We start from the raw sequence: 23,588 nt of genomic DNA on the forward strand, positions 1-23,588 counted from the left end.
CAAGTTCAAGGCGAGGGCAAAGCTGAAATCCTGGGCCGGATCTCCCACCGCGGCGGCTCCACGCGGGGCAGAAGCGGCCGGCGGCGGGGGCGACGGACCTTCCCGGAGGCGCCCGCCCGCCGGACGCACTTTGCTCTTGAAAGATGAGAGGGGACGTGGGGTTCCCGCCGAGCGGCGCCGCGCGCCGCGAAAGCGCGCCCGCGCCGCGCGCTTTCGCCCGGGCGCGCGAGCTCAGAGCCAGCTCTCGCCGATCGCGAGCCCGAGCGCGGCCGCGATCGTCTCGGCGGCGCGCACGCCCGACGCATGCGCCTCCTCGAAGAGCGCCATCCCGGGCTGATCGACGTGCGCCCAGGCGACGCGCTCGTCGAGCGCGCAGACCGGCTCGAACGGCCGCGGGCCGAGGAAGCCGGGGCGCGGGCGCGGCATCGCGTGGCCCCAGATCATGACGTCCATCCGGCCCACGTCGTCGCGCAGGTGCGGGTGCGCCGGCGCGAGATCGCGCAGCACGCCCTCGGCGAGCGACGCCCACGGCGCGCCGAGCAGCGCCGCGCGCGCGCCGGCGACGTCGGGCCCGCCGTACGCGCGGTAGTACGTCAGCACGGTGCGCTGCATCGGCGCCTCCAGGCGCGAGCGCTGCGTCGCGCCCGCGGCAAGGTCGGTGAGCTGGTGGCGCGCGTCCACATAGCCGAGCCCGTCCGCGCCGTAGAGGACGGAATCCCACGCGTGGTTTGGATCGAGGGGCCGCTCGACGTGCAGGTTCGCGACGAGCCACGCCGACGCGACGCGCGCCGGCAGCTCGCCCGCCGCGCCGCCCGCGAAGATGCGGCGCGCGACGAACGCGGGCGCCGCGAGGATCGCGGCGCGCGCCTCGACGCGGCGGGCCTCGCCGCGCTGCACGTCGACGTAGTCGACCTCCACGCGGCCGCCCGGCTGCGGGCGCACCGACGTGACGAGCGCGCCCAGCGACACGCGCGGCGCCGCGCGCTCGAGCAGCGCCTTCACGAGGCGCCCGTTGCCCTCGGGCCAGATCAGGTAGCGGCTGCCCGCGAGCTCCGGGGTGCGCGCCTTGCGCCCCGCGAAGTAGTGCAGCCCCGCCCAGGCCGAGATCTCCTCGAGCTCGCCGCCGAAGTCGTCGAGCATCGCGTAGCGCACGTACCAGCGCAAAAACGGCGTGCGGTACCCCTCGCGATCGAGCCAGGCCGCCATGCTCATCCGGTCGAGCGCGAGCAGCTCGGGATCGCGCGACGAGCGGTCGAGCGGGATCTGGAACGCCGCGCGCCCGTCGCTGCCTCGGAGCTCGGTGAGCTCCTCCTCGAGCGCGTGGAACCGCTCGAGCTCCTCGAGCGCGTCGGCCGGCAGCGCGTCGACCGGCGCGAGGCCGGCGTGCCAGGCGCCCTCGTAGAACAGCCGCTCGCCCGGCGCGTGGCACAGCCGCCGCGGATCGAACGTGGGGCGGCCGGCCGCGTCCCACCCGGTGACGACGCCCATCTGCTCGAGCAGCCGCAGCGTCGCGCGGGCCTCGACGTTCGGCGCGGCCAGGTAGTGCGCGCCCCACGGGTAGGGCACGACGCCGTCCTCGCCCCACGCGCTCGTGCCGCCGGGCCGCGGCTCGAGCTCGAGGACCCGCAGATCGAGCCCGGCGCCGGCGAGCCGCCACGCGGCCGACAGGCCGCTCACCCCGCCGCCGACGATGACGACGTCCGCGCGCTCGGCCGGGCCGGACGCTGAGGCGCGCGGCGCGCCGCCGCGGAGCAGGTGGCCCGCGCCGTGGGCCGCGCCCACGATCTCGCCGGCGAGCGGCGCCCGCCCCGGCGCGGCCGTGTGCACGAGCCAGCCGGCGGCCACGGAGCTGAGGAAGCCGCGGCGGTTCACCGGGTCACCGCGTCCACTCCGCCCACTCGCGCGTGTACACGGAGACGAGCTTCTGGTCGTTCAGCCGGTTGACCGGGGCATCGACGCGGCCGAGATCGCGCGGGAACCGGAAGAGCTCCGGCAGGCCGCTCGAGTCGAGGTAACGGAGCTTCGACGCGTCGATCCGCAGGGCGCCGGGCGCGGCGAGCCCCTCGCCGCCCGCCAGGATGAACCCCCACTCGCCGAAGCTCGGCACGTAGACGTGCAGCGGCGCGGCCTTGAAGCCGGCCGCCTCGAGCGTCGTGACGACGGACCAGAACGACTCGCGCGCGTAGTGCGGCGACGTCGCCTGGATCACGGCGAGCCCGCGCACGGAGATCCGCTGCCGGAGCAGGTGGTAGAAGGCGTCGGTGTACAGCTTGCCGACGGCGTAGTTGCCCGGATCGGGGAAGTCGACGACCGCGAGATCGAACGACTCGGTCGACTCCTCGAGGTACTTGAACGCGTCCTCGTTGCGGACGACGACGCGCGGATCGCGGAGCGCGCCCCCGTTCAGCGCCGCGGCGAGCGGCAGGTCGCGGAAGGCGCCGGTGACGGCGGCGTCGAGGTCGACGAGCAGGATCTGCTCGATCGACGGGTAGCGCAGCAGCTCGCGCGCGGCGAGGCCGTCGCCGCCGCCGAGGATCAGCGCGCGCCGCGGATCGCGGCCCAGGGCGGCGACGGCCGGGTGCACGAGCACCTCGTGGTACCGGTGCTCGTCGTCGGACGAGAACTGGAGGTTGCCGTTCAGGAAGAGGCGCGTCGTGCGCGGGCTCCGCGTGATGATGAGGCGCTGGTACGGCGACTGCGCCGCGTAGACGATGGGCGCGCCGAAGTAGAGCGCCTCCGAGCGCTCGACGAACCGCGAGACGAGCGCGAAGGCGACGCCGAGCCCCGCCATCACGACCACGCAGAGCGCCCGCAGCCGGACGACGACCGAGCGCTCCAGCGGGAAGAGGAACGTGCTCGTGAGCGCGACCGCCGCGTTGAGCAGGCCGAAGAACAGGCTCGTCTGGTGGATCCCGAGGCGCGGCAGCAGGAGCGACGGGAAGAGCAGGCTCGCGGCGAGGGCGCCGATGTAATCGAGCGTGAGCACGCGCGCGACGAGCCGCTTGAGATCCAGGGAGAAGTTGAGCAGCCGGATGAGCAGCGGGATCTCGAGGCCGACGAGCACGCCGATGAGCAGCACGAGCGCGTAGAGCAGCGCGCGGAACGCCCCGAGCGCGGTGTACACGCGGAAGAGCATCGGCGCGGAGAGCCCGCCGACGAGCGCGAGGCCGAGCTCGATCTCGACGAAGCGCTCGAGGAGGCGGCCCTCGATGTACTGCGAGAGGTACGAGCCGATCCCCATCGCGAACAGGTAGAGGCCGATGACGAAGCTGAACTGCGTCACCGAGTCGCCGAGGACGTAGCTCGCGAGGGTGCCGGTGATGAGCTCGTAGATGAGCCCCGACGTGGCGATGACGAACACGCTCGCGAGGAGCGCGGGGTGCACGAGCCGGGGCAGCGGCTGCGCCGCAGGCGCGCTCGCCCCGGCGTCCCCGCGCGGGGCGCCCCGAGCGCCCGTCGAGCTCTCCTCGGTGGCCGGCATCGGCGCGGTCCTACCACCGCTCGTGCGGGATCACAGCCGGTTCGCGCGCGGGTTCACGCGCGCCTGTGCGAGCCCGCGGCGCGGAAGCGGCCTTGAAACGCTTCCTCTTCCCTGGCCGGCGCTTCTAGTATGGTGCTCGCGTGAGCACGCCCTTCGACCGAGCAGCCGCGTGCCCCTCGTGCGGCGCGCCGATCACGTTTCGCTTCGCGGGCGCGATGGCGCAGGTGTGCAAGCACTGCAAGTTCGTGGTCGCCCGCACCGACCGGGACCTCCGGGCCGTCGGGCGTGTCGCGGACCTTGTCGAGATCCCCACGCCCCTCCAGCTCGGCGTCACGGGGCGCTGGGGCAACGAGCCCTTCGTCGTCGACGGCCGCGTGCAGCTCGATCGCGCCGGCGCGCCGGGCGCGCCCTGGCAGGAGATCTTCATCGCCTTCCCGGCCAGCGGCCGCTGGACGTGGGTCGCCTACGCCCAGGGGCGCTGGTACGCGACGACCGAGGCGCCGCTCCCGCTGAACGGGCTGCCCCCGTGGGCCTCCCTCCAGCCCGGCGGCCGCGTCCACCTCGAGGGGCACGGCGTGTTCACCGTCGTCGAGGTCGGCCGCCGGCGCGTGATCTCGGCCGAGGGCGAGATGCCGCACGTCGCCGCGCCGGGGGTGGTGACCGGCTTCGTCGACATCGCGGGGCCGCGGGGCGAGTTCGGGACCCTCGACTACGGCGACGGTCGGATTATCCCGCCGAAGCTCTACCTCGGCCGGCAGATCGACCCCGCCGTGATGCAGCTCGACGCCGGCGTGCCCGTGGAGCGGCCCGCCGCGCAGGTGACGGCCCTCGCCTGCCCGAACTGCGGCGGCAACCTCCCGCTCGCCGCCCCGGGGACCGCGGAGCGCATCGTCTGCCGCTACTGCGGCACGGCGAGCGACCTCACGAACGGCGCCCTCGTCGCCCTCGGCCAGGTGCCCCGGCCGCCCATGGAGCCGTACGTCCCGCTCGGCGCCGAGGGCCAGCTCCGCGGCATGCGCGTGCTCTGCATCGGCTTCGTCATCCGCGGCTGCACGGTGGAGGGCGAGCGCTACCGCTGGCGGGAGTACCTGCTCTACGGCGGACCGAGCGTCGGCTACCTGTGGCTGATGGAAGAGGACGGCGCCTGGCAGCTCGTGACGCCGCTGTCGCCCGGCGAGGTCCAGCCGATGGGGTCGACCGCGAGCTACCAGGGGAGGACGTACGCGCTCAAACAGAGCGTCCACGCCGAGGTGGAATACGTCATCGGCGAGTTCTACTGGAAGGTGGAGATCGGCGAGGGGGTACAAGCCACCGAGTACCAGGGCGAAGGCGGCAAGATCAGCATCGAGCAGGCCCCGACCGAGGTCAGCGTGTCGTTCTGCGCACCCTTGCCCGGCCCGGAGCTCGCCGCCGCCTTCCACCTGCCGCCCCCGCCAAAACCCGGGCTCGGCAGCGGGACCGGCATGAGCGCCGGCACGGTGATCGTCCTCGTCGTCGTCCTGGTCATCGTCCTCCTCATCCTCATCGCGCTCAGCGACTGTGGTGGGGGCGGCGGCGGCGTCATCTTCGTTCCGACCGGGGGGGGTAGCCCGAGCTTCGGGGGCGGGAAGTGATCCAGCTTTACTGCCAGATTCGGCTGAATCTGAATTAGAGGCCGTCGCGGGGCCGGGAATGCCATGGTCCCGGGTGGTGCCGAATCGGGCGCGCGCGGGCCTGGACATCTCTATGTCCACCGTCGCGGAGAGAGCGGCCTCACGTCGAAGGGAACGGTCGAATCCGGGCAGGTGATGGTCGGTTTCGGGTATCGGTCGCCTCCGGCCGCTCCCCTCGATCGAATGATTTCAATGGTTTACACGCTGGCCTGCGGCGGCCCATGACGTGCAATGTGCCGCCCGAAGCCGGCGCGGACCGGTGACGGAGGCCCATGCAAACCGTGAATTCGGTCGACCCGCACGCACAGCTGCGTGCGCTCTACATCTCCCTGCTCCGGAACCAGGAGCACTTCGACGAGTTCAAGCAGCTGCTCTCCCTCTACATCGTCTCGCCCGAGGCCGACGAGGAGCCGGTGGACGCCGCCAGGGTCCGCGCGCTGCTCAACAGCCGCATCCGCTCCTGGATCGGCGGCTTCTTCGATGGGCTGAGCGCCGCCCAGGTGCTCCAGTGGCGCGCGATCGTGGTCGAGGAGCGCATCAACGTGTGCCTGTCGCCCTGGAAGGAGTCGAACATTTATTGATGCTGCGGCGCAGGCGACAGGCGGGGTTGCACCGCCATCGGCGTACGTCCCACCGGCGCGGCTCCGCCCCGGTCCCATCTCCCGGCGCCCGGCGCCCGCGCCGCGCCTCGGCCGCGAGCGCCGGGCCGCGCGCGTCGCGCCCGGCCGCGGAGGTGTCCGCCCATGGATGACGCGCTCTGGGTGGACGAGCTCTACACGGCGTTCTGGCGGACCCTCCCGGGGATGCTCCACGCCGAGGCGCAGGGGCTGGCCTACACGCTCGGCCTGGCCCCGTCGCGCGACGTGCCCTGGAGCGCCGTGTTCCGCAACGAGATCACCCTGGCCGCGCCCGCGCTGCTCGCCGAGGCCATGCCAGGGGTCCGCGGGGCCACCGTGCAGGACGCCCTGCTCGCGCACCTCCTCGCCGTCATCGAGGCGTTCGGCACGGACCGCATCCAGGACGCGCAGGTCCGGCCGACCTGGCAGCTCGAGGCCATCCTGGCCCACGCGCGGCGGGCGCGCGACGAGGCGCTGCGCCGCGTCGCGCCCGACGTCGACGACCCGGCCATCGATTTCGCCCGCGCGGACGAGGCGACGCTGCTCGCCATCGAGGCCGAGCGCAGCGTCCTCGCGAGCGGCGAGCCCGCCGGCTTCAGCCGCTACTACGCGCTCTCCCTCGGCAAGCAGAGCGTCGGCTTCCCGGCGTCGATCGCCCTGGCGCACGCCGCGGGCTGGACCGCCGCGCAGCGCGAGGTGCTCGCGCGGCTGCTCTCGTCGGTGTGGCTCGGCCTGCAGCTCCACGACGACGTCATGGACTGGCAGGACGACTACCAGCGAGGCGGCGCCTGGGCCGTCGTCCTGGCCTCGGAGCTCCGATCGCGGGCGGAAGGGGAGCCCGACACCACGTCCGCGCGCGCGCGGGATGATGACCGCGCGTCCGGGTCGTACCACCGCGGCGCGATCGCGTACGGGCCGCTCGGCACGCCGCCCTGGGGCATCGCCGCGACGCCGAGGGCGAAGAGCGAGCCGCCGGCCTCCAGCGCGGCCTCGTCGCTCGTCCCCGTGCGCCGCATGGTCCTCGAGTCGGGCGTGCTCGCGGCGATGCTCGACGGCGAGCGCCGGTGCTTCGGCGCCGCGCGCCGGCGCGCGGCCGCCCTCGGCGCCCGCCGCGTCGCCGCCTGGGCGGCGGCGAGGGAGGCGCACGCGCAGGAGCTCGCGCGGTGCGAGGCCGAGAGCCCGGGCTTCGCCAACCGCGCCCACGCGCTCAACGCCTGGGCCAAGGCCGTGCTGGCATGAGCCGGGGCCGCGACGCGGCCTCGCGGGGGGGAGCGGGCGCTCCGGAGGAGGGGCCCGCGCGCGCTCGCCCGGCGCGCGGCCGGCCGAGCGCGCCGCCCCCCGCGTCGACCGCCTCCCCCAGGGCGCGCCCGGCGCGCCCGCCGTGGGACTTCGGCTACGCCCCGGTGCCCACCGCCGCGGGCGACGACGACGGCTGCCCCCTCGACATCGTCGTGGCCCTGCGCTGCGCCGCGGCCCCCGGCGACGTCGTCGCGGCGCTCTCGGCGCGCTGGTCCGCGGTCGAGGTCGAGCGGGTCATCGAGCGGCCGCCCATCTTCTGGCTCCGCGTCCGGTCGCCCGACGGCGGGCGGCGCGCCGAGGTCGCCGCCGCGCTCTCGGCCGCGGCGCTCCCGGTGCGCTACGTCGCGTCGGCCCGGCGCCCGAGCGCCGCCGTGGCGCCGCGCTTCGACGCGGCCGCGGGCGCCGCGGCGCGCCCCGACGGGTGGACCGTCCGCGGCGCGTCGTTCGAGGAGGATCCCGTCACGCCCGGCCGCTGGTTCCTGCGCGACGAGGAGGGCGGGATCGGGGTCGACCGCCGCCGCTGCGGGAGCGGCGCGGGGATGCGCCTCGGGGTCATCGACGACGACGCCTGGGCGGCCGACGAGCTCGGCCTCGACCGCGAGGTGCTCGTCATGCTCGAGCACCCGCCGCGCAGCCAGGCGCACGGCTCGTTCATGGTCGCCTGGGCCGTCGGCTCCCGCCGCCCCGGCGGCTTCCGCGGCGTCGCGCCGGACGCGTCGCCGCGGCTCTACCTGATCCCGAAGCCCGGCTCGTGCGTCCTGGCCCTCCCGGTCGCGATCATCCAGGCCGTCAGCGACGGCGCCGACGTCGTGGTCTGCGCCGCGTACGTCGAGGGCTCGACGACGCCCATGCTGGACGACGCGCTGGAGTTCGCCGCCCGCCTCGGGCGCCGCGGCCGGGGCTGCCCGGTCGTGTTCCCGACGGGCCGCGAGGCCTCGAGCCCCCCCGCGTCGCTGCACGCGAGCTTCTCGCTCGGGTTCGGCGAGCCCGCGAGCGACCCGCGGGTGTTCTGCGTCGGCCCGGGCGCCCGCGGCGAGGGGTGGTTCCTCTGGCGGGACCGCCGGGGGCGCAGCCGCCCCTTCGCCAACCGCGGCCCGGCGGTGCGATGGCTCGCGCCCGGCGACGATCTCACCTGCCCGCTGCCGCCGGCGTCCGGCGCGGCGCCCGAATCCGGCGCGGCGCCCGCCTCCGGCGCGGCGCCCGCCTCCGGCGCATCCGGCGCGGCGCCCGAATCCGGCGCGGCGCCCGCCTCCGGCGCATCCGGCGCGGCGCCCGAATCCGGCGCGGCGCCCACCTCCGGCGCCGCGCCGCTGGCCGAGCGGCTCTGCCACGCCGAGTCGAGCGGGGCCTCGGCCCTGGCCGCGGGCGTCCTGCTCCTCGTCCTGTCGCGCAACCCCGCGCTGCGCCTGCCCGAGCTCGACGCCCTGGTCCTGCGCACGCTCGCGCCGGTGCCCCCCGCGGCGCCCGCGTCGGCCGAGCCGATCGCCGACCCCTGGGACATCTTCCCCGACGGCCGCGATCGCGACGGCCACAACGCCAAGCACGGCTACGGCCGCATCGACGCCGGCCGGGCCTGCCTCGCCGCCGGCGACCCCGTCGCGCTCGCGCTGGTGCTCATCGGCGAGGACCGCGCCGCGCGCGCCTGGCACGACGCCCGCGCCGCGGGCTCGCTCGCCCGCGGCCTGTACTCGCGCCGCCTCGCGCGCTGGGCCGTCCGGGCGCTGCTCGCCGACCCGAGCCTCTGCCACGGCGTCTGCGCGCTCGCGCGCCACGCCCGCCTCACCGCGGGCGACGACGCGCGCCGGCGCGCCCACGGCGCGGGCATCGTGCTGCGGCAGCTCTCGGTCCTCGTCCGCGGCCTCGCCGCGAGCCGCCAGGCGCCGCCGGCGCCGCCGCGCGTGCGCGGCGAGGTCGCGGCCCTGCTCGACGACCTCGAGCGCTCGGCGACCGACGCCGCCGCGGTCCAGGCCGTCGAGTCGCGCTTCGGCGAGCTGGCCGACGCCGTGTTCGCGGACGCCGCCGAGCGCGGCGCGCGCCAGGGCGCGGCCTGAGCGCGCTCCCTCACCGGCGGCGCGGCGTGATCCCCCTCTCATCCACGCATGAAAACGTAATGAAAATCGCGTAACAGCGCCGCCGGGCCCGCCGGGCGCGGGCGATCGCGGCGCGGCGTGCCGTCCGGCGCGTGAGCCCCGTTGGTTCACCCGGGGTTCCAGCGTATCGTGGGTGGCTCGTGGCGCAATTTACGCGCCGTCGAGTCTCCCGATGCCAGCTATCGAGAATCGGCGTTGGCTCCTTGCGGCGGTCGTCTTCGCGACGCTCGTACTGGGCGGCTCCGGGATCAGGAGCGCCGTGAGCTGGTACGAGCGCCCGTTCCCGGGCGTCCTCGTCGACCCGGACGGCGTGGTCTCGAGCCTCGGCCTGCCGTCCTGGGAGGGCTTCCAGAAGGGCCTCCGGTTCCCCGATCGCGTCGTCGAGGTCAACGGCTGGCGCCTCGAGAGCACGGAGGGGCGCTACCGCGCCAGCACCTGGGACGCCGCGATCGAGCAGGCGGCGCGCGAGGGGCAGCGCTCGGTGCGCGCCCGCGTCGAGACGGCCGAGGGGGTGCGCGACGTCGAGCTCTCCCTCGTCCCGTTCGATCCGCTCGCGTGGTGGTTCTACGCCGGCGGGCTGATGGTCGTCGCCTCGCTCTACGTGGGCGCCGCGCTCATCGCCCTCAGCGCGAGCCCGCGCGGCAAGCTCGCGCGCGCGTTCGCGACGGCCGCGCTGTTCACCGCGCTCTTCCAGTTCTCGATCTTCGACTACCACAGCTCGCGCGACCTCGTCCCGTTCTTCCACGTCGCGTACGCGCTCGTCCCGATGAGCTTCTTCACCCTGGCGCTGCGGCTGCCGGACGACGTCGCGCTCATCGCGCGCTACCCCGCCTTCGCGCGGATCGCGCATGGGCTCGGCGGCCTGCTCGCCGCCGGCATGCTCGCCTCGCACGCCATGGGCTGGACCACCGTCGGGATCCGGGGCGTCTGCGCGACCCTGGTCGTCGCCTCGTTCCTCTTCTTCGCGATCACGCTGATCCTCCGCTTCGCCGCCGCGGAGGGGGACCGCCGCCGCACGCTGCGCGCGCTGCTCCTCGCCATGGCGCCGCCGCACGTCGTGATCGCGGTCGGGTTCCTCCTGGCCATGCTCGGCGTCGCGGAGTCGGCGCTCGCGTGGTTCTCGATCCCGGCGCTCGCCCTCACGCCCGTCTCCAGCGTCGTCGCGTTCATCCGCTACGACCTCTGGGGCAGCCGCGCGCTCCTGTCGCGCCCGCTCACGCGGATCATCATCGCCGGCATGATGGTCGCGCTCACGGTGATCGTCTGCTCCGCCTGCGCGGGGTACGCCGGCCTCCCGCTGCTCGGCGCGATCAAGGTCGCCGCGCCCGCCGCGATCGTCAGCGCCGCGCTGGTCGTGTTCGCGCTCGGCGCCGGCGACCGGAAGCTCTTCCCGGCGCGCGCCGAGTACAAGCCCACCGTCGAGCAGCTCAGCGAGGAGCTGACCCTCGTCGCCGATCCCGACGAGGTCGCGGACGCGGTCGAGCGCACGGTGGCGCGCTGGCTGTCCTGCGAGCGCGTCACCTTCCGCCGCATCGAGGTCGACGCCGCCGACGCCCCCGGCGAGCAGGAGCCGCGCGCCGCCGAGGCGAGCGGCGAGCGGCTCATCGGGATCGATCCGCCGCCGGCGAGCGCGAGCGAGCTCTCGCTCACGCTCATGTTCCGCGGCCGTCTGCTCGGCGTCCTCGAGGTCGGCAAGAAGCGCGGCGGCGCCCTGTTCACGAGCGAGGACCTCGACCTGCTCCGCACCATCGGCAACCAGGCCGCGCTCGCCCTCGCGCACGCGCACAGCTACGCCGAGCTGGAGCGGCGGCGGCGCGAGCAGGCCGCCGCCTGGCGGGACGAGCGCGCGGCGCTCATCGAGACGCTCGCGGCCGAGATCACCCACGAGGTGCGCTACCCGATCAACTTCTTCCGCTCGGTGTTCAAGCGCGGCTCGAGCGACCAGAGCCTGGACGCCGAGGAGGTCGAGATCGGCTGCGAGGAGGTCGAGCGCCTCGAGCGGCTCGTGATGGGCCTGCGCCGGGTGACGCACAGGAAGCTCGAGCGCCGCCGCCTCGCGGTCGAGGAGCTCGTGAGCCGGGCGGAGATGCTCCTGCGCGATCAGCTCGGCAAGCGGCGGATCGAGGCGCGCGTGAGCGCGACGCCGCGGCTCAGCTGCGACCCGGACCAGGCCACGCAGGTGCTCGTCAACCTCCTCTCGAACGGCCTCGACGCCGCCGGCGACAGGGGGACCGTCGGGGTCACCTGGGAGCCGTCCGAGGGCGGCGCAGAGCTCGTCGTGTGGGACACGGGGCCGGGCTTCGGCGGGGACGCCTCGCGCATCTTCGCGCCCTGGTACACGACGAAGCCGCGCGGGACCGGGCTCGGGCTCGCCATCACGCACCGCATCGTCCGCGCCCACGGGTGGTCCATCGACCCGGAGCGGCGCGACGGCAGGACGCGGTTCGTGATCGCGATCCCGGCCGCCGACGTCACCATGACGGCAGAGGACGAGGTCGCGTGAAGATCCTGGTCGTCGACGATCAGCGGAGCGGCCGCCGCACGCTCCGGCAGATCCTGGCCGCGCTCGACGAGGTCGAGGTGCTGGAGGCGGTCGGCCTCGACGACGCGATGGCGGCGGTGGAGCGGAGCGCGCCGGATCTCCTGCTCCTCGACGTGCGCCTCTCGGACGATCCGCGCGACCGCGGCGGCCTGGAGATCCTGCGGCGGGTCCGCGCCTCGGGGCGGAGCACGCCGGCGGTGATGGTCACCTCGGTCAGCGAGCTGTCCGAGATCCGGGAGGCCATGCGGCTCGGCGCGCAGGACTACGTGCTGAAGGACGAGCTCTGCCCGGAGATGCTCCTGCCGATCATCGAGGGGCAGCGCGAGCGGCTGCTCCTCAAGGGCGAGGTGGTGCGGCTGCGCGAGCGGGTCGACCGCACGTTCGGGACGAAGGCGCTGCTCGGCTCGTCCGCGGCGATGGAGCGCGTGCGGCGGATCGTCGAGCGGGTCGCCGAGTCGAGCAAGACCGTGCTCATCCGCGGCGAGACCGGCAGCGGCAAGGAGATGGTCGCCCGCGCGCTGCACGAGATGAGCTCGCGCCGCGGCGAGCCGTTCGTGGCCGTCAACTGCTCGGCGCTGCCGGGGACGCTCATCGAGTCGCTCATCTTCGGGCACGAGCGCGGCGCCTTCACCGGCGCCGAGAAGCGCATCCGCGGCCAGCTCGAGCTCGCGGGCGCGGGCACGATCCTGCTCGACGAGATCGCCGAGATGCCCGGCGAGCTCCAGGCGAAGCTCCTGCGCGTGCTCGAGGACCGCCGCTTCCGCCCGCTCGGCGCCGAGTCGGAGATCCCGCTGCGCGCCCGCGTCCTCGCGGCGACCCACGTCGACCTGGAGAAGCGCATCAGCGAGGGGCGCTTCCGCGAGGATCTCTTCTACCGGCTCAACGTGGTCACGGTGCACGTCCCGTCGCTCGCCGAGCGCGACGCGGATCTCATCGAGCTCTTGCTCGCCTTCAGCGCGGAGCTCCCGCGCAAGCTCCGCTACACCGACGAGGCGATCGCGTGGCTCGTCCGGCGGCCGTGGCCCGGCAACGTGCGGGAGCTCCGGAACGTCGTCGAGCGGCTCGGGCTGCTCGCGGACGACGATCTCATCGACGTCCCGACGCTCGAGGAGCTCGCGCGCGAGCGGCCGATCGTGGACGCCACGGCGGAGATCGACCGGCTGGCGCGCGCGCTGCTCGCCCTGCCCGAGCGGCTCGGATCGAAGCTCCGCGTGATCGAGCGCGCGGTGCTGCACCACGCGATCGAGAGCTGCGGCGGCAACAAGGCGGCCGCGGCGCGGCTCATCGGCGTCGATCGGAAGATGCTCGAGCGGCGGTGGGACCGGCACACCGGCGAGGAGCCGCCGAGCAGCCGGCGGGTCACGCCCGTGAACGCGCCGCGGTACCTCGGCGAGGAGCCGCCGAGCAGCCGGCGGCTCTCGCCCGCGAACGCGCCGCGGTACCTCGGCGAGGAGCCGCCGAGCAGCCGGCGGCTCTCGCTGCCGTCGGACCCCGGCGACGGCTGAGCCGCGCCGGGGCGGCGCGGTCGACGGCTGAGCCGCGCCCGGGCGGCGCGGCCGACGGCCGAGCCGCGCTCGGGCGGCGCGCTACTTCCTGCCGATGCCGGTGTAGACGAAGCCCATGCCGCGGAGCTCGTCGGGCTCCCAGACGTTGCGCCCGTCGAAGAGCGTCGGGGAGCTCAGGATGCGCTTCAGCCGGTGGAAGTCGGGGCGCCGGTACTCGTGCCACTCGGTGACGACGACCAGCGCGTCCGCGCCCTCGGCCGCGCCGTACATGCCGTCGCTGAGGAGGATGCGGTTCCCGTAGATGGCGCGCACGTTCGGCATCGCCTGCGGATCGTGCGCCTGGACCGTCGCGCCCGCCTCGAGCAGCTGGTCGATCAGCGTGAGCGCGGGCGCCTCGCGGATGTCGTCGGTCTGCGGCTTGAATGCGAGCCCCCAGACCGCGATCGTCTTGCCCTTGAGCGCGCCGTCGAAGTGGGCGCTCACCTTGCTCCCGAGCAGCCGCTTCTGCCGGGCGTTGATCCGCTCCGTCGCCCGCACGATCTCCAGGTCGTGCCCCACCGTGCTCGCGGTGTAGAGGATGGCCGAGAGATCCTTGGGGAAGCACGACCCGCCGAACCCCGGGCCCGCGAAGAGGAACTTCGTGCCGATGCGCGGGTCGGCCCCGACGCCCTTGCGCACGAGCTCGATGTCCGCGCCGAGCTTCTCCGCGAGCACCGCCAGGTCGTTCATGAACGAGATGCGCGACGCGAGCAGGGCGTTGGCGGCGTACTTGGTGAGCTCGGCCGAGCGGGCGTCCATGAGCTGGATGCGGTCGCTCGCCCGCACGAACGGGTTGTAGAGGTGGCGCAGGATCTCACGCGCCTTCGGGTCGTCCGAGCCGATGATCACGCGGTCGGGCTTCATGAAGTCGTTCACCGCGTCGCCCTCCTTGAGGAACTCCGGGTTCGATGCGACGGCGAACGGCTGGGTGGTGAGCCCGCCGATGATCTGCTTGAGCCGATCCGCGGTCCCGACCGGGACCGTGCTCTTCGTGGCGATCACCTTGAAGTTGTTCAGGTTCTTGCCGATCGTCTCGCCGACGGCCTCGACGGCGGAGAGGTCGGCGGAGCCGTCGTCGGCCTGCGGCGTGCCGACGGCGATGAAGACGATCTCCGCGTCGCGGATGGCGCCGGCGACGTCGGTGGAGAACCGGAGCCTGCCGTCCCGCGTGTTCTTGGCGATGAGCACGTCGAGGCCGGGCTCGAAGATCGGCATCTCTCCGCGCTTCAGCATCTCGATCTTGGCGGCGGACACGTCGACGCACGCGACGTCGTTCCCGAAGTCCGCGAAACCCGCGCCGGCCACGAGGCCGACGTACCCTGTTCCCACGACCGCAAGCTGCATGCGCGGGACGCTACCACGACTCTCGGGCTGTTCGAGCCGGGAGGAGCGCGAAGTGTGATCCCCGATCGATCTGTCCCGCTACGTCAAGCGCGCGCGCCCGCGCCCGCGCCCGCGCCGGGCGCGGGCCTCGCCGGCCGCGCTCCTCGCGCGCCGCCGTCGGGGCGGGCCTGCCCTCGGGCGCGCGCGGGGCCGGGCGCTCGACGCCCGAGGGGCGCGTGGCTCAGGGGTGCACGAACACCACCGTTCCGGTCAGCGAGCGCGCCGCGCCGTGCCATCCCGGCGGGACGGCCGGCTCGGTCCAGAAGAAGAGGCGGCGGGCGTCCTCCGGCGACAGGTTGATGCAGCCGTGGCTCTTGGGCCGGCCGAACTTGTCGTGCCAGTAGGCGCCGTGGAGCGCATACCCCTCCTCGAAGTACTGCACGTAGGGGACGTCGCGCAGCTCGAACTCCTCGCCGACGGCGTCCGAGTCCATCGTGATGGAGATGTACTTCGTGTGGATGCGGAAGATCCCGCGCTTCGTCGCGGTGCTGGACTCGTGGTCCTCGAGCCCCGCCTCGCCGCTCGAGATCAGGGTCGCGTAGACCGGCTTCGTGCCCTCGTAGGCGACGAGCACCTGCTTCGTGATGTTGACGTCGAGCCACTTCTCGCCGTTCTTGCCCCAGGCGGGCATCTTCTTGGCGGGGTCGATGCGGCCGGCGTGGCGATCGTCGACCCAGTCGCCGTCCTTCGTCTCGTAGTGCAGCTTGCCGCCGAAGAACTGCTGTTTGCCGGTGAGGGGCACCGCGGCGCGCCACTCGAGCTCACCGGCGTCGACGAGCTTCTTGCCCTCCACGCGCCACCGCTTGCCGCCGGCGCGGCGCACGAGCGCGAACGGGAAGTCGATGTCCTTGCCGATCTCGACGCCGTGGAAGTCGGACCCGCGGATGGGGCGGAACCGATCGGCGGGGACGACGCGCAGGTCGGTGGTGACGTTGTAGCGCCGGCCCTCGTGGAGGAACGACTCGATGAAGGCCATGCCGTTGCGCCGCGAGACCTCGTCGATCTTCACGGCGTCGTCGGACTTGATGAGGCCGGAGAGGTTGGGGGCCTTCCGGCCGTCGCGCAAGAACCACGGGATCTCGCGATCGGTGATGCGCTGCGCGAGGGCGTCGAGCGCGGGCGGGGCCGGCTCGTTGCTCCATTTGAGCCACACGTCGAGGCCGTAGGTGGCGCCGCTCTCCTCGTCTTTCGCCCAGCGATCGAGGTGCTTCTTGAGGCTCGGCTCGTGGCGCTCGAGGTCGTCCTGCGTCGGGATGCGCGCGTACGCGGGGCCGCCGCGGGTGACGGTGCCGTACATGTACGGGAGCTTGTGGGTGACGTCGGGGCGGCGGGCGGCGGCGCGGACGATCTCATGGTTCAGGTCGAGCGTCGCGTCGGGGCCGAGGCACACGTAGCCGAACGGCTTGATCTTGCGGAAGCCGCCGGGGCAGCCGTCGGTGCCTGCGGGCTCGGGATCCATCTCGACGATCGCGCCGGCGCGGAGGAAGCCGACGCGCTTGGCGCCGGTGCTGGGCCGGGCGTAGACGCGGGTGAGCATCGCGATGCTCGCGAGCCGCGGGCTGCCCTCGGCGGGCGGCGGGGGCGGGGTGGCGACGCCGCTCAGCGAGACGATGGGCGGGCCCTGGGGCTGGCCGGGCGGGGGCTCATCCTCGGCCGGGGCAGGGGAGGCGGAGGGGGCGCCGGAAGCGCCGGGGGCGGGGCCCTGCGCGGCGGCCTCCTTGGCGGCGGCGCCGCCCTGGGCCTCGGCCGGCGAGTCGGGGGTGGTCCCGGACTGGGACTGGCCGCAGCCCGAGAGGAGCGCGGCGAGGGCGAGAGACGCGAGCGCAGGGCGGCGCGCCGCGCGCGGTGCTGCGGGGCGCGTTCGGGGCGGCGTGTCCATGGCGGGGCGACCGTAATGCACAGGAGGGGGAGGCGGGCCAGTTTTCGGCGCGCGATCCGACAGAGAGCGATGCACTCGCTCATCCGGAGCAGCCGCCGCTCCGTGGGTGGAGGACCACCGTGAAGGGATACCGCTCCTCTCCTCGGGTGTCGGGGTCGTAAGGGCCCGTGGGCAAGACGGTCACGACGAGCGTCCGCTTCCCGTCCGCCGCGAGCTCCAGGGGTGCGGGGCCGGACGAGAGGTCGAGGAGCTCGCCGTCGGAATCGGGCGTGAGCCCGGGCACGGCCTGGACGACGAAGCGGCGCCCCTCGTCGTCGGGCGCTTCGAGGGATACGCAGATCGGCCGCGCGGCGTCCGCGCCCACCGACAGCTCGATGTAGCTGGTGCCGAGCATCATCGGCGCGTCCTCGCGGATCTCGATCCTGCCCGGCGAAGCCTCGATCTGGGCCGCCAGCGTCAGCCTGGCCTCCTCGAGGTTCTCGAGGCCCCCCGCGAAGTGACGGAAGTGCCGGTCGTCGACGTGATCGCCAGTATACCAGCGCCAGCGCGCGAGCTCGGGGACGATGTCGACATAGCTGGTGTCCGCCACCTCGCGCAGCATCGCGTCGAGCGCATCGACGAAGTCGGGCTCGTTGCGATCCAGCGCGCCCTCGGCGCCTCGAGGGTTGCGCGCGTCGAGCCACATGCGGGAGACGAACGTCGGATCGCCGTCGAAGAACCGGTCCTTGAGGTACAGGAGGACCATGGACGAGCCATACATGGCCCACGTCTCGTAACCGTCGTCGTGGTCGATCGCCCGGTCCGGGTGCCTCTGAAAATCGGCGAGGCCCTCGTCCGCATAGCGATCCATGTAGATCTGGTCGAGGAAGCTGGCCGACATCTCGAAGAGGACGGGGCTCTCGTTCCAGTCGTCGGAGGCCTGCGACGCGTGCGCCATCTCGTGCACGACCGTCTCCTCCAGATCGGCGCCGCCGTAAGGCCCCCACGGATCGACGATCATGAAAGGGTGCCAGTCGTTCCAGGAGGTCGACGGCTCATCGCCGAGGACGTCGACCAGGCAGCTGCGGTGGCCTCTCCACACGAGCACGTCGAATGCGTCGTCGGGCCCGCACCCTCCTGCATCCGTCAGCGGCGGGCGCATGCCGATCCGATTCACGTGGTAGTCCCACCCCTTCTCCACGAAGGCGAGGACCTGACGGGCGGTGTCGCGCTCCTCTTTCCGAGAGTAGTGGACGAGCACGGGGAGCGTCGCGGAGCGGATCGAGAAAGGAAACAGCTCCTCGAAGTCGGCTCGCCCACAGGCGCTCTCCCCTGCGGACAAGGGATGCGTGTACTCGGGAAATGGGGCTCGGGTCGTATCGTCGGCCTCTTCGCCGCAGCCGGCGGCGGCGAGGACGAGGGGAGAGCAGGCCAGCCACGCCAGGGGCTTCATCATGCTCGCCCTCTAACCGAGCCTCCGGGGAGCCCGCAAGGAGTGGATTGGAGCTCAGCGCTCGTGTCGCGCGCGGCCGCCGTGGCGCGCGAGCGCGGCATGCGCTGGCTGCACGTGGGTTTCGAACTGCACCTCGCCGGCTTCTACCGGGGCGCGGCTTCGCTCCGACCGAGGCTGGGCTGATGAAGCTCGGGGATGACGGCCAACCCGAGGCGCTCTTCCGCGGGCAGGCTTCGGAGGCCGTCCGGCAGCGTCTCGAACGGGGCGCGCCCCCTCGCGAGGGGCGTGGCCAGGTCGCGACGTGGGGGAGCGGGCTTCGAGGCGTCTCCAGCGAGGTCTGGATCGACCCAGACCCCCTCGCGAGGGGGTGCAGGTCGGTCGCGATGTGGCGAAACGGGCTTCGGAGGCCGTCCGGTTCGGTTTCGGATCGACCCGACCCCCCTCGGAGGGGTCGCGGGCAGGTCGGGACGTGGCGGAGCGGGCTTCGGAGGCCGTCCGGTTCGGTTTCGGATCGACCCGACCCCCCCGGGAGGGGTCGCGGGCAGGTTGCGACCTCCCCAGGAGGGCTAGCCCCGCCCGAACCTGAGCAGCAGCCCGAGCCAGCCCCGCGCCAGGTAAAGGCCGTTGATCAGCACATAGATCCAGAAGAACACGTCGAGCCGATCCGCGAGCGCGAACGCCCAGATGTGGCTCGGGTAGTGGTTCAGGAAGCGCAGGAACGTCGTCACGAGCGCCGCCGCCCGGGCGACGGGCGACCGCGGGCGCTCCTCCGTGACATTCTCATAGTGCGCCGAGACCGACGTCTCCTTGCCGCTGATCTCCGGGCGGCGGACGAAGTTCGTCAGCGAGATCGCCGAGGCGATCACCGCGACCCCGACCACGCCAGCGAGCAGGAAGCGCGGGTCGCCCGCGGGCCAGAGCGCGCCGTCGAGGCCGAGGCCGCCGGCGAGGAAGAAGCGCACCGAGAGGGCGCCCGAGAGGAGCACCGCCTTGAGCTCGTCCGTGAAGAAATCGAAGAGGTGACCCTCCTTCGACGCGATCTGCTTGTGGCGCGCGAGCATCCCGTCGGCGCAGTCGAGGAGGTAGCTCAGCTCGAGCACGCCGATGGCGACGAGGCCCCCCGCCGCCGTGGGCAGCGCGACGAGCAACGCCGCCGCGACCACGAACACCGCGAGGTTGAGCAGCGTGACCTGGTTCGGCGTGATCGAGGTCCGCGCGAGCAGCGCGACGACGCCGCCGGCGAGCGGGCGCATGACGTAGGTGTTGAAGAGCTGATCGTGCTTCTTCCGCGTGGCCAGGTAGATGCGCTTCGCTTCGCCGAGCATGGCGGGCGCATCCTAGAGCGGCGGTCCGACGGGAAGGGCACAAACCCGCTCCGCGCCGCCCCGCCCGACGCACAAACCGCCCCGCGCGCGGCGCACGCCCCGGCTCCTCCCGGCTCCCCCGTCCTCCGGGCTCGTTTCCTCCGGGCTTCGTCCCGGTAACGAAGAGTCCGCCCGCCGCTGCCCGCCGCCGTCGCGGCCGCTCTCGCCGGGGTAACGCCCGCCCCGAGCCGCCGAGCGGCTTCCCTCGTGCGGCGGGAACGTCTATCAAAGGTCTTCATTCATCAGGCCGGTTTCCCGCTCGGGAACGAAGCGATCCGGCGACACGACCGCTGTCCAGCCACGCACGGAGTAGATCGGATGAAGCGTTCCATTCGCGGTCTCACGCTCTCGCTCGCGCTCCTCGCCGGCTCGCTCGCGCACGCGGCCCCCGGCAAGCGGCCCGACCTCAACGCCTACCTGCGCGCGCCAAGCGCCGCGCGCGCCCTCGGCGACGCGCGCGCCCTCGGCGACGCGCGCGCCTCGGCCGCCGCCCGCGCCGCGCGCGCGGGCGGGGTCGTCACGTCCATCGACGAGCAGCGCGGCGCGCCGACCTTCCTCTGGGCCGCGAGCGGGGCCGCGCCGGGCGGGGCCGCGCCGGCCGAGGCCCCGTCGGCCGTCGCCCCGGGCGCCACGCCGGAGGCCGCGGCCCGGCGCCACCTCGCCCGCTTCGCCGCGGCCTACGGCCTGTCCCGGGCCGCGCTGGAGGCGGCGCAGGTGGTCCACGTCCACGACCTCGGCCAGGGCCCCGTCATCGTCGTCCTGCGACAGCGCGTCGACGGCGCCGACGTCTTCCAGACCGACGTGAAGGTGCTCATGCGCCAGGACCTCGCGCTCGTCGCCATCTCCGGCAACCTGCACCCGGCCGCCGTGCCCGCCATGGCGCGCGCGCGCCGCCATGCGTTCCGCCTCTCGCCGAGGCAGGCGCTCGGCCGGGCGCTCGAGGACCTTCACGGGATCCACCCGGGGCAGCGCGGGGTCGTCGATCTCCAGCGCCCCGCCGGCGACTACCAGGCGTTCGACCTCGCGCCGGGCAGCGCGCTCCGCGCCGCGGGCCTCCACCTGGTCGAGCCGGCCCGCGTGAAGAGGGTCTATTTCCCGATGCCGGAGGGGTTGATCCCGGCGTACTTCGTCGAGTTCATCTCGGGAGAGGTCGAGTCCGTCTCCTCGGACGCCTACGACTACGTGATCGCGGCCGACGACGGCCGCGTCCTCTACCGCCGCGACCTGATCGAGTACGACGCGTTCAACTACCGCGTCTGGGCCGAGACCACCGGCGACCGGCGGCCCCTCGACGGGCCCCAGGCCGACTTCCTGCCGCACCCGACCGGCGTGCCGGACGGGTCGCAGCCGGACTTCATCCCGGCGCCGCTCGTCTCGATGGAGGGGTTCAACAAGGGCCCGGGCGGCGCCGCCGACCCCTGGCTGCCGAACGACGCGGTCCAGACCTTCGGCAACAACGTGGACGCCTACGCGGACCACCGGGCCCCCGACGGCTTCTCGAACGGCGACGTCCGGGCGACCCTCACCGCGGCGCGGACGTTCGACCACGTCTACGACCCGCTGCTCGATCCGGTGTCGAGCGAGGCGCAGACCATGGCCGCCGTGACCCAGCTGTTCTACGTGAACAACTGGCTGCACGACTGGTACTACGACTCGGGCTTCGACGAGGCCGCGGGCAACGCCCAGCTGGACAACATGGGCCGCGGCGGCCTCGGCGGCGATCCGCTGCACGCCGAGGCGCAGGACGGCGCCCTGGTGCCGAACGCCCAGCGCAACAACGCGAACATGAACGCGATGTCCGACGGCGCCTCGCCGCGGATGCAGATGTACCTCTGGAACAGCAAGGACGTCCGGCGCACGCTGACGCTCGACCCGGGCGGCGCGAGCCTGAGCACCGGCACGGCCGCGTTCGGGGCCGGGAACTTCAACCTCTCCGCCGAGATCGCGCTGGTCGACGACGGCGTCGACGCCACGCCCGACGACGCGGTCGATGGAACCCGCGACGGGTGCGAGGCGCCGGTCGCCGACGTCGCGGGCAAGATCCTGCTCGTCGATCGGGGCGGCTGCACCTTCAAGCAGAAGGGGGTGAACGCCCAGGCCGCCGGCGCGGCCGCGCTGATCATCGCCAACAACGCGCCCGGCGACCCCGCGCCGGGCATGGGCAACGGCGCGCCGGAGGACGCCGCGGTGACCATCCCGGTGCTCTCCACCTCCTACGAGGAAGGGAGCAGCCTCAAGGCCGCGCTCCTGGAGGGGACGGTCAGGGCGGCGATGGAGCGCGTGCTCGGCGTCGTGCGCGACGGCACGATCGACAACACCGTCACCGCGCACGAGTGGGGGCACTACATCCACCGGCGCCTGACCCAGTGCTTCACCGCGCAGTGCGACGCGCAGAGCGAGGGCTGGGGCGACTTCATCGCGCTGCACATGGCGATGCGCGACGGCGACGACCTCGGCGGCACCTTCGCGACCGGCATCTACGCGTCGGAGGAGAGCGGCGAGAGCGCCTACTACGGCGGCCGCCGGGCGCCCTACACGATCAACTTCTCGAAGAACGGGCTCACGTTCAAGCACATCTCGGACGGCGTCGCGCTCCCGGATCACCCGATCCTCGAGGGGAGCGACCCGAGGAACTCCGAGGTCCACAACGCGGGCGAGATCTGGGCGCTCATGCTGTTCGAGGGCTACGTCGAGCTGCTCGCGCGCGAGGACGAGGGCGGCCGCATCTACACGCACGACGAGGCGCGGCGGCTCATGTCGGACATCGTCGTGGCGGGGATGAAGCTCGCGCCGGTGGACGCGACCTACACCGAGCAGCGGGACGCGCTGCTCGCGGCCGCGTTCGCGCGGAGCGAGGCCGACATGCTCGCGCTCGCCCACGGCTTCGCGCGGCGCGGCGCGGGGACGTGCGCGGTGTCCGCGCCGCGCGACTCGGAGGACTTCGCCGGCGTGGTCGAGAGCTTCGCGATGGCGCCGCTCGCCGCCGTCTCGCCGGGGGAGCCCGACGACGGCGTGCGCTCGTGCGACGACGACGGCTTCCTCGACGCGGGCGAGCGCGGCAAGGTGGCGATCGAGGTGCGGAACGCGGGGCCGTTGCCGCTCCTCGGCGCCGCGGCGACCGTCTCCTCGACGAACGAGCACGTGTCGTTCCCGGACGGGACCGCGATCCTGCTGCCCGATATCCCGGCGTTCGGGGCCGGGACGGTCGAGGTCGAGGTCGAGGTGGACGAGGCCGCGGTCGGGATCGAGGCGCTGGAGCTCCGCGTGGACGTCACCGCCCCCCGGGCGTGCGAGGTGATGGTCGCCGGCGTCGTCGGGGCGCGCGTCAACGTCGACGACGTGCCGGCGGCGTCGGCCGTCGATTCGGTCGAGAGCGAGGCGCCCGCCTGGTCGAAGGACGGCGACGAGGCGGACGCCATCTGGTCGCGCGAGAAGACGGACCTGACGAACCACGCGTGGCGCGGCGTCGACCACCCGAGCCTCTCCGACACGCAGCTCGTCTCGCCGCCGCTCTCGGTCGGCGAGGGCGAGCCGCTCGTGATCTCGTTCAAGCACCGGTACTCGTTCGAGATCTCGCCGGCGACGGAGGACGAGGCGGCGGTCCACTGGGACGGCGGGCTCATCGAGATCAGCGGCGACGACGGCGCGACGTGGCAGGACGTCGCGGCGTACGCGGATCCCGGGTACGGCGGCCCGATCGGCAACACGGTGGACGAGCCGTCGGTGAACCCGCTCGCCGGCCGCCAGGGCTTCGTCGGCGCGAACGAGGCCTGGCCCGATCCGGAGCAGGTGACGCTCGATCTCGGCGACGCGTTCGCGGGGAAGACGGTGAAGGTCCGCTTCCGCATCGGCACCGACGCCTACTCGGGCGATTTCGGCTGGGAGATCGACGACATCGAGGTCCGCGGCATCGAGAACACGCCGTTCGGCGCGCTCGTCCCGGACGCGCCCGGGTGCGGCGATCCGGTCGGCGAGGGCGGCGCCGGCGGCGAGGGCGGGGCGGGCGGCGAGGGCGGCGGCGGAGGTGAGGGCGGGGCGGGCGGCGCGGGAGGCGCCCCGAGCGGCGAGGGCGGCGCGGGCGGCGGCGGGGCCGACGCGCCGACCGATGGCTCCCCGGTGGTCGCCGAGGGCGACGGCTGCGGCTGCCAGGTGCCCGGCGGCGGCGCGACCAGGGCCACGGGGCCGCTGGCCACGCTGCTGGCGATGGCGCTGCTCGGGCTGCGGCGGCGCCGGGGCGCGGCCTGACCGGGCGCGGCCCGGCGAGGCGCGATCCAGCGGACGCGGGCTGACGGGCCGCCGAGCCCG

13 protein-coding genes are annotated in these 23,588 nt (G+C 73.9%); 7 read left to right on the forward strand and 6 right to left on the reverse strand.

Annotated elements, in window-relative coordinates; genetic code table 11:
• Positions 1–231: 231 nt before the first annotated feature.
• Complete coding sequence (locus WMF26_RS16955) at positions 232–1,872, reverse strand: FAD-dependent oxidoreductase (RefSeq protein WP_438001174.1); 1,641 nt, start codon at positions 1,870–1,872, stop codon at positions 232–234.
• Between the two features lie 4 nt (positions 1,873–1,876).
• On the reverse strand, positions 1,877–3,481 hold the full coding sequence (locus tag WMF26_RS16960) for a polyamine aminopropyltransferase (protein WP_438001175.1): 1,605 nt from the start codon (positions 3,479–3,481) through the stop codon (positions 1,877–1,879).
• A 140-nt stretch (positions 3,482–3,621) separates the two neighbouring features.
• Between WMF26_RS16960 and WMF26_RS16965 the strand changes: the two genes are divergently transcribed.
• From WMF26_RS16965 to WMF26_RS16990, 6 genes are all read left to right on the forward strand, one after another.
• Positions 3,622–5,094 (forward strand): DUF4178 domain-containing protein, encoded by a 1,473-nt coding sequence (locus tag WMF26_RS16965; RefSeq protein WP_061621886.1) that lies wholly within the window; start codon positions 3,622–3,624, stop codon positions 5,092–5,094.
• 311 nt (positions 5,095–5,405) lie between these two features.
• A complete protein-coding gene (locus WMF26_RS16970; RefSeq protein ID WP_061621885.1) occupies positions 5,406–5,714 on the forward strand; it encodes a hypothetical protein in 309 nt (102 codons plus the stop codon).
• A gap of 162 nt (positions 5,715–5,876) precedes the next feature.
• On the forward strand, positions 5,877–6,989 hold the full coding sequence (locus WMF26_RS16975; protein ID WP_438001176.1) for a hypothetical protein: 1,113 nt from the start codon (positions 5,877–5,879) through the stop codon (positions 6,987–6,989).
• Positions 6,986–9,100, forward strand: a complete 2,115-nt coding sequence (locus WMF26_RS16980; RefSeq protein WP_438001177.1) for a S8/S53 family peptidase — start codon at positions 6,986–6,988, stop codon at positions 9,098–9,100. Before WMF26_RS16975 ends, WMF26_RS16980 begins: the two co-directional genes overlap by 4 nt.
• 298 nt (positions 9,101–9,398) lie before the next feature.
• On the forward strand, positions 9,399–11,642 hold the full coding sequence (locus tag WMF26_RS16985; protein ID WP_438001178.1) for an ATP-binding protein: 2,244 nt from the start codon (positions 9,399–9,401) through the stop codon (positions 11,640–11,642).
• A complete protein-coding gene (locus tag WMF26_RS16990) occupies positions 11,639–13,186 on the forward strand; it encodes a sigma-54-dependent transcriptional regulator (RefSeq protein ID WP_437338063.1) in 1,548 nt (515 codons plus the stop codon). The genes WMF26_RS16985 and WMF26_RS16990 overlap by 4 nt, the downstream gene beginning before the upstream one ends.
• A gap of 81 nt (positions 13,187–13,267) precedes the next feature.
• On the opposite strand, the gene WMF26_RS16995 is transcribed toward WMF26_RS16990, so the two are convergent.
• From WMF26_RS16995 to WMF26_RS17010, 4 genes are all read right to left on the reverse strand, one after another.
• Positions 13,268–14,569 (reverse strand): UDP-glucose dehydrogenase family protein, encoded by a 1,302-nt coding sequence (locus tag WMF26_RS16995; RefSeq protein ID WP_437338064.1) that lies wholly within the window; start codon positions 14,567–14,569, stop codon positions 13,268–13,270.
• A 220-nt stretch (positions 14,570–14,789) separates the two neighbouring features.
• Entirely contained in the window at positions 14,790–16,487 is a 1,698-nt protein-coding gene (locus tag WMF26_RS17000) for a L,D-transpeptidase (RefSeq protein WP_438001179.1), read from the reverse strand.
• Between the two features lie 79 nt (positions 16,488–16,566).
• Entirely contained in the window at positions 16,567–17,922 is a 1,356-nt protein-coding gene (locus tag WMF26_RS17005) for a hypothetical protein (protein ID WP_438001180.1), read from the reverse strand.
• A 563-nt stretch (positions 17,923–18,485) separates the two neighbouring features.
• Positions 18,486–19,244, reverse strand: a complete 759-nt coding sequence (locus WMF26_RS17010; protein ID WP_437338067.1) for a CDP-alcohol phosphatidyltransferase family protein — start codon at positions 19,242–19,244, stop codon at positions 18,486–18,488.
• 357 nt (positions 19,245–19,601) lie between these two features.
• Here WMF26_RS17010 and WMF26_RS17015 point away from each other — a divergent pair, with 357 nt between their 5' ends.
• The gene (locus WMF26_RS17015) at positions 19,602–23,528 is read left to right on the forward strand and encodes a M36 family metallopeptidase (RefSeq protein WP_438001181.1); all 3,927 of its coding nucleotides are present in this window, start codon (positions 19,602–19,604) and stop codon (positions 23,526–23,528) included.
• The last annotated feature ends 60 nt before the right edge of the window (positions 23,529–23,588 follow it).

Source organism: Sorangium sp. So ce185, assembly GCF_051526825.1.
Lineage (GTDB): Bacteria > Myxococcota_A > Polyangia > Polyangiales > Polyangiaceae > Sorangium > Sorangium cellulosum_D.